This is a genomic window from Haloarcula pellucida, from assembly GCF_014647235.1.
Lineage (GTDB): Archaea > Halobacteriota > Halobacteria > Halobacteriales > Haloarculaceae > Haloarcula > Haloarcula pellucida.
Map to the genome: position 1 here is coordinate 538017 of NZ_BMOU01000002.1, position 13534 is coordinate 551550.

Sequence of the window (13534 nt, forward strand, 5' to 3'; positions counted from 1 at the left end):
GTCACGGCCGGCCCCGATTCGAGTATGGAGTGGAAACTGTTCGCGCATCTGCGGACTGCGGCCGACGGCGGGACCGTCCGCGTCGACGTGGCGGAGGGTGCGACAGTCGAGACGGCACTGGACGCGTTGCTAGCCGAGCGACCGGCGCTGGCCGAGGACCTCCTCGAAGACGGTGAACTGGCCGACCACGTCCGCCTCCTCGTCGACGGCGAGGACCCGTTCGCGGACGGCGACGGCCTCGCGACGACGGTGGACTCGGAGTCGGAACTGGCGCTGTTTCCGCCGGTCAGCGGCGGCTAATCGGCGGTCTTTTGTCGTCACGTGAGGTCGGCCGAGAGCACGAAGTCCGGCCAGTCCGCGAGGTCGGCCCGGACGAAGGCCGCCTCGGCGACGTGACGCGGCGTCTCCGGAATCAACACTCTGGTCCCGTCGACGTCCAGTTGGGCGGCGTCGGCGCGTATCGCGTCGAACAGGGACGCTGCGGCGTCGGCGTCGACCCACGTCCCGAGGGCGTACTCCGCGAGCGTCTCGTCGGCGGTGGGGTCGACGGTCTCTCGCACTCGGGCGGCCATCCCGCACGTCCCGTCGTCCTTGACGGCGAAGACGGCCTGTTCGTCGGCTAGCGTGTACAGTCGCTCCCGTGTCAACTCCGAGAGCGCCCACGGCTGGCCCGGGTCGAGTGCGAGGCCGGAGAGCGCGCCTCGTCCCTCGCTCCCGGTCCAGTAACTCCACGCCGCCGCGGGGTCGTTCTCGACGGCGGGCCCGTCGGCGTCGGGCCTCACGTCGCGTGGCTCGGGGTGCGCCCAGCGGAACGCGGTGTCCGGGTCGAACCCGGTGGCGACGGACTGCCCGAGGCCGGCGTCGTTCCACGAGAACACCATGTTTCGGCCCACGGTCGCGCCCTGCCCGCGGGCCCACTCGAAGAGGTGTCCGACCATCGCTTTCCCGAGGCCCTCGCCGCGGTGGTCGGGGTCGACGCGGATGCCCTGAAACCACGCCTCGTGGTCGGTGAGCATGACTGCCTGACAGAGGCCCGCGGCCGCGCCGTCGACCTCGGCGACGACGGTGTGTTGGGTCGGCCCGTCGGTGTCGACCCACTGCCGGAACACTTCGGGGATGTAGTCGACGGTGTCGGGCCGGTCGGCCCATACCTCCTCGGCGAAGGCGACGACGTCGTCGTAGTCGTCGGCCCGTGCTTGACGGACGGTCGGTGACATGTCTCGTCCGTCGGACGGCGGGGGGAAAAAGCTACGAGTCAGGTGGTCAGTTCGACGCTTTCGACGGCCGTCTCGCCGCTGTCGTCGGTGACGCGAACCGTGACCGTCAGCGTCCCACAGTAGTTCAGCGGGACGGTGATGGACTCGCCGGACTGTTCGAACTCGCCGTCCTCGTCGCCGTCCCACTCGATGGTGGTGACGTCGCCGTCGGGGTCGCTGGCGTCGGCGGTCAGCGTGACGTTCGTCCCCGCGTCTAAGTCGCGGTCCCCGGCGTTTGCCGGGTCCGTCTCGATGGAGACGAACGGCTTCGTCCGGGGGTCGTCCTGCAGGATGAACCGACTGTCTGCTGGCGTGGCGTTCGCTGTCGACTCCAGCGCGTACACCCGCCCGTCGTCGCTGTAGACGTCCCAGGTAGTCGTGCGGACGTACAGTGCCCCTTCGGCCGGCGCGGCCGACAACCGACTGCTGTGGGCGAGGCCGGGGAGCGCGTAGGTCCAGCGGATCTCGCCGGAGGTGGCGTCCAGTGCGAAGACGCCATCACGAGGCGCGGAGCCGTACTGCTGGCCTTCGACGGTCACCTGTTCGGCCGGGAGGAACACGGTATCGTTGCTGACGGTCGGTGCGAACAGTTTCGCGTCGTTGTACGCTTGCCACTCCGTCTCGCCCGTCGTCGCGTTCAGAGCGAAGACGGTGCTGTTGTCACCGTCGTCGCTCCCGTGGAGCGTGCTGACGTACACTGTGTCGTGCTTGACTGCTGGCGGGGAGAGCCACTGGGTCTCCAGGTTTCGCTTCTCGTTGGTGACTGTCCGCTCCCACTCGACCGACCCGTCGTCGAGCGAGACGGCCGAGAGCGTCCGGTCGCCGACCGTGAGGTAGGCGGTCCCGTCGGCGGCGCTGACGGTCGATCGCTCGGGCACGACGTAGTAGTTGTCGAACGTATCGGTACCGGTGAGCGTAGCGTTCCACCGTACGTCACCAGTCGAGACGTTCACGCCTCGCAGGGTGGTTTCGTTCCCCGACGGTCCCCCCTCTCGACGGACCAGCGTCCCGTCGTCCACGGCCATGTCGAAGGCGTCCTGCTCGGCGGGCCGGGTCCACACCGTCTCGCCGGTCGAGGCGTTCAGCGCGGTGAGGTTCGCCCCGGTCTCTACGTACATCCGACCGTCGCTGACGACGAAGTTACCCGCATCGGAGCCGGTCCGGGTCCACGCTATCTCGCCGGTGGTAGCGTTCAGGGCGTAGACCCCGGCGGTCTGGTTCGCCGGGTCGTCGTCCGTGTCGGCCCCGTCGCCCGAACTCGTCACGTAGACGTAGCCGTCGGCGACTGTGGGGGTTTCGGTGAATCCGGGGATGTCGCTCTGGTTCCACTCGACCTCGCCGCTCGCCGTATCGTAGGCGATGACACGGCCCTTGCTGACGTAGGTCGCACTGGATCCAGAGTCGTCGTAGCCGACGTACGCCGTCCCGTTGACGACGGCGGGCACCGACGGTCGGCCGATGTCTGACTCCGCGCCACCGTCCGGAAACTGCCGAGCGACGGTCGCATTCGGGCCCGTCGGCCCGTCGGCGTCGTTCGCGTTCGTGTTCTGTGCGTCGCCCTGACTGGCCGTCCAGTCGTCTGCCGACGCGTCCGTCGCGGTCGGCCCTGCGACGGCGACGGCGGGGACCAACGACCCACAGACGGCGACGACCACTGCGACTGTCAACAATTTGTTTCGTACCATCAGCTGCCGTTTCAAAGAGAATGAGGTTTACTATCTGAGAGATAACCCGTGATAATGTCGCGTTAGACGGCCATCCGAGTGCGCACGTCGGGGAGATTCGGGCGTACCGACGACGTATCGACAGGCCACCGCGTCGCCGGGGTCAGGTCGAGAGCCGGATCCACTCGCTGACGGTCTCGCCGCTGTCGTCGGTGACCCGGACCCTGACGACCAGCGTTCCACAGTAGTCCAGCGGCACGGTGATGTGCTCGCCCGACCGGTCGACGGTACCGGTGTTCCCGAGGTCCCACTCGATGGCCGCGACGGTGCCGTCGGGGTCGCTCGCGTTCGCGGTCAGCGTGACGTTCGTCCCCGCGTCTAAGTCCCGGTGCTCTGCGTCGGGCGGGGTCGTCGTGACAGTGAGGGTCGGTTCGTAGGTCACCGGCTGGCCCTCTCTGAACTGGTGTCGGGGGCCGACGGCCTCGTCGGTCGATTCGAGCGTGTACAGCGAACCGCTGTTGAAGAATATCTCCCGTTCGCGGACGGTGACGTACACCTTCCCGCTGGCGGGCGTGGTCGAGACGACGCTCCGGTCGATGAACTCCTGGCGGGCGAAGTTCCACCGCTCTCCACCGTCGGTCGCGTTGAGGGCGTAGACGCCGTCGGCCGACAGGTGACCCGCCTCTGCCGCCTGTTTCGCGCCGACGTAGACGGTCCTGTTCGCGACGGTCGGGGCGAACAGTTCCGCCTCGGCCCGTTCGAACCGCCACGCGGTCGCCCCCGTCTCGGCGTCGACGGCGTGGACGGTGCCGACCGCATCGTCGGTCGTGCTGACGTAGACGACGCCTGCTGCTACCGCCGGTGCGGACGCCGACTCGGCCGGGACGTCACCCGTCTCGGAGCGCAACGCCGTCGTCCACTCGACACTGCCACCGTCCACGGCGAGTGCGGAGACGTTGTTCTCACCGTCGGAGACGTAGACGGTGTCGTTGGCGACGGCGACGCCACCGGGATCGACGTACTCGTCGTCGGTGGACGTCGTCGTCGCCCAGCGCTGGTCGCCCGTCGCCGGGTCCAGTGCGGTGACCGTCGGGCCGTCGCTCCCCTCGGAGACGGCGACGAGCGTTCCGTTACCCCACGCCATCGCGTCGGCCGAGACGTCGCTCCGGGACCACACCGTCGCTCCCGTCGTCGCGTTCAGTGCGCGCAGGACCCTCGGTTGCTGGACGTAGACGCGACCGTCGGCCACCAGATGGCCGGTCACCCGGTCGAAGTCACTCCCGTTGCGCGCCCAGCGCACGTCGCCGGTGGTCGCGTTCAGCGAGAAGACGCCGCCGCGAGTGTCGCCGGTGACTTGCCCCATCCCGCTGTCGTACGGCCCGCGGCCCGAGACGTACACCCGTCCGTCGGTGACGGTCGGCGTCTGGCGAATCTTCGGGAACCGACTCCGGTTCCACAGGACGTCGCCGGTCGAGGCGTCGTAGGCGACGAGGTGGCCCTTGCTCTGGTAACTCACGTCGCCGCCGGTATCGTCGTAGCCGACGTACATCGTGCCGTCGACGACTGCCGGAGCAGTCGGCTCACCGAACTCCGTCCCCGTACCGGGGTAGTCTCGTTCGACTGTCGCGTTCGGGCCGGTCGGCGCGTTACCCGCGTTCACACCGGTCCGTCCGAGATCGCCGCGGTCGGTGGGCCAGTCGTCGCCCGTCTCCGCGAGTGTCGGTCCCGCGGCGGCGACGGTCGGCACGACCGACCCACAGATAGCGACGACGGCTGCGATTGTCAGGAGTTGGTTTCGTTCCATCTGTGGGAGAATTTATCGCAGTTCCCATTTACTATCCCTCTGTTAAACAGACATAACGTCGCGTTTTCGACACCGTACGCCGGGAGACGCAGTGGCCTCTCCGAGTACGGTGCCCACCCCGGCCTCGAACGCCCGGACTCCGTGGCCGCTTCGAACTGGCGGGCGCGCTATACCGTCGACAGCACGATACGGTCGGTTGCGACGTTGCCGTCGTCGTCGGTGACGCGAACCGTGACCGTCAGGGCCCCACAGTAATCAAGCGGAATCGTGACGGACTCGCCGGACTGCTCGAATTCGCCGTCCGCGTCGACGTCCCACTCGATGGCCGTGACGGTGCCGTCGGTGTCGCTGGCGTTCGCGGTCAGTGTGACGTTGTACCCGCCCGGCAGATTCTGGTCCTCGGCGTTCGGCGGGTCAGACGCCAGGGTGACAGAGGGGGCGGGGTCGTCGTCGATTCTGTCGACGAACCGGTTGTAGTCGGCGGGCGCCTCGTCCGAGGCGTTCAGGGCGTACAGCGCCCCGTCGTTGTAGAATATCTCTCGCTCGCCGAGCGTCACGTACACGTGGCCCTCCGCGGGCGTCACGGCCACCGTACTCCGGTCGATGGGTCGGTCGTCGGCGTACGTCCAGCGCCGCTCGCCGGTGCTGGCGTTCAGTGCGTACACGCCTTCGGAGGTGCGGTCCCCGGACGCCAGTTCCTGTTTCGCGGGGACGTAGACGGTCCCGTTGGCGACGGTCGGGGCAGCGAACGCCGCGCCCGCCGGGTCGAACTGCCACTCGGTCGCTCCCGTCTCGGCGTCGTGTGCGTACACCGCCGAGTGTCCGAGCGTCTCGCTCACGTAGACGGTGCCGTTCTGGACCGCCGGTGCAGTGAGGCCGCTTTGCTCGCCGCTCTGGCCGTAGTCTCGCCGCCACTCGACGGCGCCGTCTGCGAGCGAAAGCGCTCCGAGCGTGTCCTCGCCGTCGGAGACGTAGACGGTCCCGTCGTCGATAGCGAGGCCGCTGGGGTCGGCGGACTCCGCGGACGTGTCGAGGGTGGCGTTCCACTCGACCGTGCCGGTCGTCGCGTTCAGCGCGACGACAGAGACGTTCCGGGACGCCTCGGTCAGTACGAGGGTCCCGTTCGACAGCGCGAGGTGGGTGGGTCGAACGTCCTCGGGACCGTCCCACACCGTCTCACCGGTCGTCGCGTTCAGCGCGACCGCGCGACCGGTGTTGACGTAGAGTCGGTCCTCGCCCAGCACCTGCCCCTGACCAGAGACGTTTCGCGACCACTCCATCTCGCCGGTCGTCGCGTTCATGGCGAACGTCCCGCCCGGGCGACCGCCGACAGCACTCGCCTCCTCCGGGTGCTGTCGGTCGTAGATGGGGCCGGTTCCGGTGACGTAGACGCGGTCGTTGCCCACCGAGGGCGTCGACCGAACCTTCGGCAACGCGGTCCGGTTCCACACCATCTCGCCCGTCGTCGTGTCGTACGCCACGACGTCGCCTCTGCTGTGATAGCCCGGCGAACCGGTGTGGTCGTAGCCGACGTACATCGTCCCGTCGACGACGGCCGGCGTGGTCGGTTCGCCCGCGCCTCTCGTGCCGTTCTGGTGGACGACCCCCGCTCTGGAGTCGCCGGCCGGATACTCGTGGGCCAGCGTGACGTTCGTGCCGCTGGGGGCGTTCCCCGCGTTGGACCCCGTCGCGGCGGGCCCACCGCGTTCGCCGGGCCAGTCGTCCGCGTCGGTCGGGCCCGCCACGGCGACGGGCACCAGCGATACACAGACCGCGACCGTCAGGACGAGCGCGACGAGTTGCTGTCGAGACATGTCCGCACGCTCGGGTGTGTGCGAAATTACTAGTCGTGTGGTAACCGTCGCAAAACGCGGTTTTAAAACGTCAGTTCGACCCGGCCGGCGGTGTCGCGAGCGCTACAACCAAGGGGTCGACCGCTGCTGAATCTCGCCGGCCAGCGGTTCGCTCATCGCGTCGGCGGCGTCGTCGGCGTTTTCGAGCGCCCACATCAGTTTCACTTTCGCGGTGCCGGGGAGCATATCCTCGCCCTCGATTACGCCGGCCGCTAACAGGTCTCGGCCGGTGTCGTAGACGCGGTCACACACCCGGCCTTCGAGGCACTGGCTGGTCATCACGACGGGGATGTCGAGGTCGTCGAGCACCGAAATCCACTCGGTGTTGACGTGGCCCAGTCCGGTGCCTTCCAGTACGAGACCCTCGGCCCCCTCGGCGGCGGTTTCGAGCAGTTCGGTGTCCATCCCGGGCGTGAACTTCAGGAGTTCGACGTCTGTTGCGAGGGCGTCGTGGAGCGCGAGGTCCGCCTCGCCCCGTTCGGTGTACTCGCGGCGGAAGGTCACCGCGTTGTCGCCGTCGGTGTCGTAGTCGACGTCGCCGAGCGGTTTCGCGCCGACCGTCTCGAAGGCGTCCCGGCGGGAGGTGTGGTTCTTTCGGACGCGGGTGCCGCGGTGGAGCGCACAGCGGTCGTCGGACTCGTCGGCGTGCATACAGACCAGCACTTCCGCGCAGTCGCTCTTGGCGGCCTCGACGGCGCAGACGGCGTTCATCACGTTGTCCGAGGACGGGCGGTCCGCGGAGCGCTGACTACCCGTGAAGACGACCGGCACCGGCGTATCGAGCATGAAGGCCAGCGCAGAGGCCGTAAACTGCATCGTGTCGGTGCCGTGCATGACGACGACGCCGTCCGCCCCGGCCTCGATCTCCGCTTTCACGGCGCGTGCGAGGTCCTGCCACACGTCGGTCGTCATGTTCTCCGAGAGGATGTTGGCGACGACGCGGCCCCGGTAGTTGGCCATCCCCGCGAGGTCCGGCACCGCCCGGAGGACGTCCTCGGCGTCGAACTGCGCGGTGACCGCGCCGGTGCGGTAGTCGACGGTCGAGGCGATGGTGCCGCCGGTAGAGATGAGCGACACCGTCGGGAGTTCCTCGTCGAACTCGATTTCGGAGTGACTGTCCTCGTCCTGTGCGCTCTCGACGTCGTAGACGTCGGATTCGAGGACCTCGACCGACGCCTCGTCCCGGTCGATGCCCACGTTGTACCCGCCGTCGAGTTTGACCACGACGTGGTCGGGCGTACTGGAGGGCAGCAAGACGCCCTCGTAGCTCTGGTCCGCGCTGTCGACGCGAACACGGTCGCCTGCGTTCATGCGCGTGGGTTCCTGCCGGCGTGACTTGAACCCATTTGTTTCGGCGCTCGCTCCGGGCGGTGGGGGCGCCTGTTCCAGTCACCACCGCCACACCTCCACAAAGGCCATAGGTCCAGCGAGCCGAACGAAACGTATGTCCGAGCGAACGGCAGAGCGGACCCGCGAGACCGACGCGGAGGCCGATACAGCCGAAGAGAGCCCCGGTATCGGCCGTCTCGACGGGTTCTCGACGACCACCGAGACCGAGTCCGAGTCAGCAGGCGGGAGTTACTTCTCGCTCCGGGCGCTCCTGTTCGCGCTCGTCGCCGTCGGCGGCGGCGCCGTCGCCGGGAGTCTGGTCCCCCTGCTTCCGTTCACCGCGCTACTCGGGATTCCGGCCGGCGCGTTCGTCTACGGGCTGGTGGCGCGCGAGCGACGCTACGCGGAGACGGCGCTGGCCGGTGGGGTCACCGCTGGCCTCCTCTCGGTCACGTCCTTTCTCTCGCAGTTCGTCGTCCGTGGCATCGCCGGCGGTCAACTCGGGATGGGGCGCCTGTTCGCCGTCGCCGCCGCCGTGGGGCTCGTCCTCGCACTCCTCGGTCACTACTTCGGCCGGGACCTGCGCGACGGCCTGACGCGGGACCTATCGTAACTGCCACCCGTCGCGGGTCTGCTCGACGACGCCTTCATCGGCCAGTCGTTCGAGCGCCTCGTCGACCATCTCGGGCGGTGCCTCGATAGTCCGTGCTAACTTCCGGACCGACGCCGGCCCGTGGGACAGCGCACTGACGAGTTCCGCGTACAGGCGGCCGTCGCCGTCATCTACGCGCTGGTCGAACTGGTCGCGGACGTCGGTGACGCGACCCTGTACCCACCGCTGGGCCAGCGAGAGTTCGTTCTCCAGCTGTTCGAGGTGTTCGAGTTCGTGGGCGAGGTCACGCAACTCGCCGTCGCCCTCCTCGTCGACGTCGATAGAGAGGTGCCGACAGGTGGAGATGTCGAGTCCGGGATTGGCCGGGTAGGCGCTCTTGGTCCCGAACTCGTAGGGGGAGACGCGGACCTCCAGACGGAGGTTCCGGGCGATAGAGAAGTACTTCCGGCGCTGATCGTCGGTGCGAGATTCGACGAGGCCGGCGTCCTCCAGTTTCTGGAGGTGATCGATGACGGCCTTCGGGCTGACGCCGATGTACTCGCTTATCTCGGTCACGTAGCAGGGTTTGTGTGCGAGCAAGCGGAGGATACGTCGCCGATTGGCGTTCCCCAGCAAGTCGAGCAACTCGGCGGAGTCCATTCACCCGAGGGTAGCGGGTCGCAGTAGAAAAGGGTGACTCCTGCGGCCGTCAGTTAGCGCGGCCACCGGCGGCCGACCCGTCCCCACTCCCGCCGTCGCCACCGTCGCCAGCACTGCCAGCGCCGCCGTCGCCGCCAGCACCGCCATCACCGCCGTCGCCACCGTCACCAGCACTGCCAGCGCCGCCGTCGCCGCCAGCACCGCCGTCACCAGCACTGCCGTCGCCACCAGCACCGCCGTCACCAGCACTGCCGTCGCCACCAGCACCGCCATCACCAGCACTGCCAGCACCGCCGTCGCCAGCGCTGCCAGCACCGCCATCACCAGCGCCGCCAGCACCGCCGCCCGCGTTTCCCGCGCCGTCGCTGCCGGCCGTCTCGTTCGCGGAACTGTTCGTCGCGTTCGAGTTACGAGGGTCCGTGTCATCACCGGCCGCTGGACCGGGCTCGTCGGCCGGTACGGCGCCGCCGTCTCCGGGTTGACCGTCAGCGCCTCGGTCACGGCCTCTCGCCGACGTGTTTCCCTCGTCGGTACTCGCCTCGGATTGGCCGGGAGCGTCGACCGGTGGGCCGCCGCCGTTCCCACGCACGATAGCGGCGACGTCCGGTCCTGATAGCCGACTGGCGTTCTCTTTGAGCCGTTCGATTCTGCTATCCTCGACGCCGGCCACTGCTGCGGCCTCGTCCGTGTCGTTCACTGCCGTTTCGAGTGCGTCCATGCGGGCGGCGAGACGGCTCTGCTGGGCGACGTAGGCCTGCCGGGGGATGGTTCCGTTTTCGTACCGTTCGCGGAGGCTCTCGTTTCGCTCGCGAAGCCGTTCGAGGCGCTGTTCGAGAGCGCCCGTTCGACTGGTCACCATCTGCGCCCGTTTATTCTCGTTCGCACGCTCGAACCCGGCCTGCCACATACCGTTCTCGACCGTGTCGTCGGTCGCGGCCGAACTGGACTGCAGGAACGCGGTCAGTTGCGCCCCGAGACCCGGTCCGCCGTCGGTGTCGTTGGCCGCGGTACCGTTCGTCGCGGTGTCGGTGGTCGCAGTCTCGTTGGTCGCGGTGTCGGTGGTCGTCTCCTGTGCCGCGGCCGCCGGTAAGCCCAGCATTGCAGCGGCGACGAGACACAGCACGAGTCCCACAACGTACCGTCGAGTCATCTCTACTCGCTCATTGCCGACCCACCCTAAAAAGCGGCCCCTTCGTTCGCTCCGTTCAGCGCCGAGTGAAACGAGTGCAGACGGTCCAAGAGCGTTTAGGAGCGTCTCTCGTCCAGCCTCGGCATGATCTTCCATGCCACTCCGACCGAGAGGACTGACAGCGCCACCGTCGCGACGACGAGCGTGAGGCCCGGATCGTACCGGAGCGGCGGGTAGTAGCCAAAGCCGTAGTCGACGACGTCGTTGCCGAGTGCAACGACCAGCGCCGTCAGCAGCGCACCGCGAGTCGTTCGGGCGTAGTGAGGGACTAACAGCCCCTCCGCGATGAACCCGACGTGGGTCACGATGATACCGAAGTACGCCCACGGCTCCGGGAAGTACGCACTAAAGCCGAGGTTCAGGGCGACGAACGTCCACACACCCATCTTCAGGAGCCACACGAGCGCGATAGTGTGGAGGTACGCCAGCGGCAGGTTCGCCGGCACGTCGTCGAGCGAGCGCCCGAGAAACGGGAGCAGCGTCACGAGCGACAGCGTCAGCAGGAACAGGGCGGTCGGCGAATCGGCGTACAGCGGCCAGAGGAACGTCGAGACGCCGGGCATCGTATCGACGTAGTACCGGACGCCGACGAGGATTCCTACGACGTTGACGACGACCAGCCACACGAGACTCGGCGTGTTCTCCAGATAGTACCGCGCGTAGCGACGCGGCAACGGCCCCCGCTCGTTGTCCATAGGGGCCTCTCGGCCCCGCCCCGCAGAAACCCTATCGGTCCCGGCGCGCGAGAGCTACGGCCTGAAAGCCCGACGGCAAAAGGGTATCGGCGAAAGCTTATGTGTGTGACTACCACACGTACGACCGTACCGATGTTCGAACAGTTCTCCCGCGGCTACTACCTCGGTCGCCTCTACGTCGAACCACGTCAGGACGGGGCGGCCGCGATGTGTCGGGACCAACACGAGCGAGTCAACCAGCAACTGTACGCCTCTGGCGAGGGAGTCGAACGCACAGACCTCCCGCTCGTAATGAAACTCGGCCCCCGACACTTCCCGGTCCACGGCGACGACCGGGTCCCGGCCGACACCCTCGCCGTCCCGGACGAGGTGCTCGAATCTGCGAACGTGCGGAACCCACCCAGCCTTCGTGAGGTGTTCCTCGCGAAGGCGGACCACGCGGCCCAACTGCTGTCGGTGACCGACACGTCGTCGGCGCTGCCCGATAGCGCCGTCTGAGGGCAACCACTTTTAAGCCCGTCCCAGTCCGCAGTCCAGTCGATGCTGGACCGGTTGCTGGGGCGTGCCTCGCTCAAAGAGCGCGTCGCTGACCTCGAAGCGGAGAAACGCCACCTCGAACGGCAACTTGACGCCGAAGAAGAGCGCCGCGCCGAGGCGTCGACGGCCAGACAGCAGGCCGAAGCCGAGGTCAACCGGCTAGAGGACCGCGTTACCGAACTCGAGGACCGCGTCGAGCGACTGCAGGCCGACGACGGCGAGTACGCCTACCGCGCCGAGGACCGCCTCAACGGCCGACGAGTGGGCGAGATACTGGACCGACTCTCGTCGGTCGAGAGCGAGCCAGAGGGCGTCTTCACTGCCTACGTCGCCGACGAGAGTCACTTACCCGGCCCCGTCCGAGACGCCTTCGGTGACCGCGCGTCGCTGGTCGCCCGCGCCGCCCCGTGTCTCGCGGTGACTGACGACGCCGGCCTGCTGTCGGCCTGTCTCTCGGTCCCGGTGCCGCCCGAACCGTTCGCGACGTGGAGCGACGGCGTCGAACTGGAACGGTCGTGGTTCGAACCGACCGGGACGTACGCCGTGGCGCTCGTCCGCTCGGACCTGTTCGCGCTCGGTACCTACGAAGACGGCGAGCGCACCGCGTTCCACGGCTTCGACGCCGACCTCAAGAGCCAGCACTCGAAGGGCGGGTTCTCCCAGTCCCGGTTCGAACGGTTGCGCGACCAGCAGATAGCGAGCCACCTCGAACGCTGTCGGGCCGCCATCGAGGCGGTCGACCCCGACACCCTCTACGTCGTCGGCGAGGGGTCGGTCATCCACGAGTTCGAGGCCGACGCCGCTGTTACCCGGACCGTCGACGCGACGGGCGATCCGGAAGACGCGCTGGCCGACGCCGTTCGGTCGCTGTGGACGGTCCGATTGCGCGTCCCCTGACGCAGTCGCTGTCACAGGCCGAAGATTCAAGCCGTCGGCCGCGGGCAGGGAGTGTATGGGAAAGCGTATTCTGGTCCCCGTCGACGGGTCCGACCAGGCGAAGGCCGCCTCCGAGTTCGTCGTCGACAACTACCCCGACGCCACGGTCGTCCTCTTACACGTCATCAACCCGGCCGAGGCCGGGTACAGCGCGCAGGCGTCTGTTCCCTCTTTCTCCGAGGAGTGGTACCAGCAGAAGAAGGCGGCCGCCGAGTCGCTGTTCGACGACCTCGAAGCGGCGGCCCACGACGCCGGCGTCGAAACGGTCGAGCGAGTGCTGGAGGTCGGTCGGCCGACCCAGACCATCGTCGACTACGCCGACGACCACGACATCGACCAGATCGTGATGGGGAGTCACGGGCGCTCCGGGGTCTCGCGAATCCTGCTCGGGAGCGTCGCCGAGACGGTGGTCCGCCGGGCGACGGTGCCCGTGACGGTCATCCGCTGACGGCCGAGGCTACCGATACGCCGCTTTTCGCGGCTCACCTGCCGCGGTTACGCGTGACAAAGCGCCGGCCACACCGCCGACATTCGGGCGTGCGCAATCGCGGCTCACCTGCCGCGATTACGCGTGTCGCACGATGTGAATGTCGTATCGCGGGTCCTCGGAGACGGGGGCACCGACGCTGGAGACGGGCGTCGAGACGCGGCCGGCGTTCTCGCTGCCGACGAAGACGATAGACGCGTCGACGTCGTGGGCGACCGATCGAATCGTCCGGACCACGTCGGTGGTGATGGAGGCCATCGAACTGACGTCTTCCGGGACTTCCGCGCGGAACTCCGCCTCCGGCGCTATCTCGGCGACGCGCTCACGCAGGGTGTCGGCGATGTCGTCCGGATCGAAGGGGTCGTTCGGGTTGAGCCAGTTGCGCTCCAGAGCGTAGTCGGGTTCGTCGGGGATGACGACCAGCGCGAGGACGTCCTCACCGGTGTACTCGGAGAACTCCGTCGCGCGTTCGAGGGCGGCCTGTGAGAGCTCCGAACCGTCGAAGGGAACGAGCAGCACCATAGCGGTGACT

General features: G+C 68.0%; 14 protein-coding genes. 5 read left to right on the forward strand and 9 right to left on the reverse strand.

From position 1 onward, the window contains the following. The first annotated feature begins 24 nt into the window (after positions 1 to 24). Positions 25 to 300: a ubiquitin-like small modifier protein 1 gene (locus tag IEY28_RS09430; RefSeq protein WP_166972116.1), complete on the forward strand. Its 276-nt coding sequence runs from the start codon at positions 25 to 27 to the stop codon at positions 298 to 300. Positions 301 to 317: 17 nt separating this feature from the next. Here the strand turns inward: IEY28_RS09430 and IEY28_RS09435 are convergent, their stop codons facing one another. From IEY28_RS09435 to gatD, 5 genes are all read right to left on the reverse strand, one after another. Further along, positions 318 to 1217 carry a GNAT family N-acetyltransferase gene (locus IEY28_RS09435; protein ID WP_188996689.1) on the reverse strand — a complete coding sequence of 300 codons (900 nt, stop codon included), beginning with the start codon at positions 1215 to 1217 and terminating at the stop codon, positions 318 to 320. 38 nt (positions 1218 to 1255) lie between these two features. Beyond that, positions 1256 to 2941, reverse strand: a complete 1686-nt coding sequence (locus IEY28_RS09440; RefSeq protein WP_188996691.1) for a PQQ-like beta-propeller repeat protein — start codon at positions 2939 to 2941, stop codon at positions 1256 to 1258. A 142-nt stretch (positions 2942 to 3083) separates the two neighbouring features. Beyond that, positions 3084 to 4724 carry an outer membrane protein assembly factor BamB family protein gene (locus IEY28_RS09445; protein ID WP_188996693.1) on the reverse strand — a complete coding sequence of 547 codons (1641 nt, stop codon included), beginning with the start codon at positions 4722 to 4724 and terminating at the stop codon, positions 3084 to 3086. 167 nt (positions 4725 to 4891) lie between these two features. Beyond that, a complete protein-coding gene (locus IEY28_RS09450) occupies positions 4892 to 6538 on the reverse strand; it encodes an outer membrane protein assembly factor BamB family protein (RefSeq protein ID WP_188996695.1) in 1647 nt (548 codons plus the stop codon). A gap of 102 nt (positions 6539 to 6640) precedes the next feature. Further along, a complete protein-coding gene (gatD, locus tag IEY28_RS09455) occupies positions 6641 to 7888 on the reverse strand; it encodes a Glu-tRNA(Gln) amidotransferase subunit GatD (RefSeq protein WP_188996697.1) in 1248 nt (415 codons plus the stop codon). 133 nt (positions 7889 to 8021) lie between these two features. Here gatD and IEY28_RS09460 point away from each other — a divergent pair, with 133 nt between their 5' ends. Beyond that, positions 8022 to 8519 (forward strand): hypothetical protein, encoded by a 498-nt coding sequence (locus tag IEY28_RS09460; RefSeq protein WP_188996699.1) that lies wholly within the window; start codon positions 8022 to 8024, stop codon positions 8517 to 8519. Here IEY28_RS09460 and IEY28_RS09465 read toward each other — a convergent pair. The 3 genes from IEY28_RS09465 to IEY28_RS09475 form a co-directional block, all read right to left on the reverse strand. Next, positions 8511 to 9158, reverse strand: coding sequence for a metalloregulator ArsR/SmtB family transcription factor (locus tag IEY28_RS09465; protein ID WP_188996701.1), 648 nt, complete (start codon positions 9156 to 9158; stop codon positions 8511 to 8513). The two genes, IEY28_RS09460 and IEY28_RS09465, sit on opposite strands and share 9 nt — an antisense overlap. Before the next feature lie 49 nt (positions 9159 to 9207). Further along, positions 9208 to 10308: a hypothetical protein gene (locus tag IEY28_RS09470; RefSeq protein WP_188996703.1), complete on the reverse strand. Its 1101-nt coding sequence runs from the start codon at positions 10306 to 10308 to the stop codon at positions 9208 to 9210. A gap of 95 nt (positions 10309 to 10403) precedes the next feature. After that, positions 10404 to 11042: a DUF1405 domain-containing protein gene (locus IEY28_RS09475; RefSeq protein ID WP_188996705.1), complete on the reverse strand. Its 639-nt coding sequence runs from the start codon at positions 11040 to 11042 to the stop codon at positions 10404 to 10406. Between the two features lie 132 nt (positions 11043 to 11174). Here IEY28_RS09475 and IEY28_RS09480 point away from each other — a divergent pair, with 132 nt between their 5' ends. From IEY28_RS09480 to IEY28_RS09490, 3 genes are read left to right on the forward strand one after another with little or no spacing between them, the layout of a single operon-like run. Further along, positions 11175 to 11540: a DUF5802 family protein gene (locus IEY28_RS09480; protein WP_188996707.1), complete on the forward strand. Its 366-nt coding sequence runs from the start codon at positions 11175 to 11177 to the stop codon at positions 11538 to 11540. A 42-nt stretch (positions 11541 to 11582) separates the two neighbouring features. After that, entirely contained in the window at positions 11583 to 12476 is an 894-nt protein-coding gene (locus IEY28_RS09485) for a Vms1/Ankzf1 family peptidyl-tRNA hydrolase (protein ID WP_188996709.1), read from the forward strand. A gap of 55 nt (positions 12477 to 12531) precedes the next feature. After that, entirely contained in the window at positions 12532 to 12963 is a 432-nt protein-coding gene (locus IEY28_RS09490) for a universal stress protein (protein ID WP_166972089.1), read from the forward strand. A gap of 117 nt (positions 12964 to 13080) precedes the next feature. Here IEY28_RS09490 and IEY28_RS09495 read toward each other — a convergent pair whose 3' ends face one another. Further along, positions 13081 to 13524, reverse strand: coding sequence for a universal stress protein (locus IEY28_RS09495; RefSeq protein WP_166972087.1), 444 nt, complete (start codon positions 13522 to 13524; stop codon positions 13081 to 13083). Positions 13525 to 13534: the final 10 nt, after the last annotated feature.

What these genes read in the sequence shown, in the direction of transcription:
- IEY28_RS09430 (WP_166972116.1), top strand. Translation starts at nt 25, where the DNA reads ATGGAGTGGAAACTGTTCGCGCATCTGCGGACTGCGGCCGACGGCGGG.
- IEY28_RS09435 (WP_188996689.1), bottom strand. Translation starts at nt 1,217, where the DNA reads ATGTCACCGACCGTCCGTCAAGCACGGGCCGACGACTACGACGACGTC.
- IEY28_RS09440 (WP_188996691.1), bottom strand. Translation starts at nt 2,941, where the DNA reads ATGGTACGAAACAAATTGTTGACAGTCGCAGTGGTCGTCGCCGTCTGT.
- IEY28_RS09445 (WP_188996693.1), bottom strand. Translation starts at nt 4,724, where the DNA reads ATGGAACGAAACCAACTCCTGACAATCGCAGCCGTCGTCGCTATCTGT.
- IEY28_RS09450 (WP_188996695.1), bottom strand. Translation starts at nt 6,538, where the DNA reads ATGTCTCGACAGCAACTCGTCGCGCTCGTCCTGACGGTCGCGGTCTGT.
- gatD (WP_188996697.1), bottom strand. Translation starts at nt 7,888, where the DNA reads ATGAACGCAGGCGACCGTGTTCGCGTCGACAGCGCGGACCAGAGCTAC.
- IEY28_RS09460 (WP_188996699.1), top strand. Translation starts at nt 8,022, where the DNA reads ATGTCCGAGCGAACGGCAGAGCGGACCCGCGAGACCGACGCGGAGGCC.
- IEY28_RS09465 (WP_188996701.1), bottom strand. Translation starts at nt 9,158, where the DNA reads ATGGACTCCGCCGAGTTGCTCGACTTGCTGGGGAACGCCAATCGGCGA.
- IEY28_RS09470 (WP_188996703.1), bottom strand. Translation starts at nt 10,308, where the DNA reads ATGACTCGACGGTACGTTGTGGGACTCGTGCTGTGTCTCGTCGCCGCT.
- IEY28_RS09475 (WP_188996705.1), bottom strand. Translation starts at nt 11,042, where the DNA reads ATGGACAACGAGCGGGGGCCGTTGCCGCGTCGCTACGCGCGGTACTAT.
- IEY28_RS09480 (WP_188996707.1), top strand. Translation starts at nt 11,175, where the DNA reads ATGTTCGAACAGTTCTCCCGCGGCTACTACCTCGGTCGCCTCTACGTC.
- IEY28_RS09485 (WP_188996709.1), top strand. Translation starts at nt 11,583, where the DNA reads ATGCTGGACCGGTTGCTGGGGCGTGCCTCGCTCAAAGAGCGCGTCGCT.
- IEY28_RS09490 (WP_166972089.1), top strand. Translation starts at nt 12,532, where the DNA reads ATGGGAAAGCGTATTCTGGTCCCCGTCGACGGGTCCGACCAGGCGAAG.
- IEY28_RS09495 (WP_166972087.1), bottom strand. Translation starts at nt 13,524, where the DNA reads ATGGTGCTGCTCGTTCCCTTCGACGGTTCGGAGCTCTCACAGGCCGCC.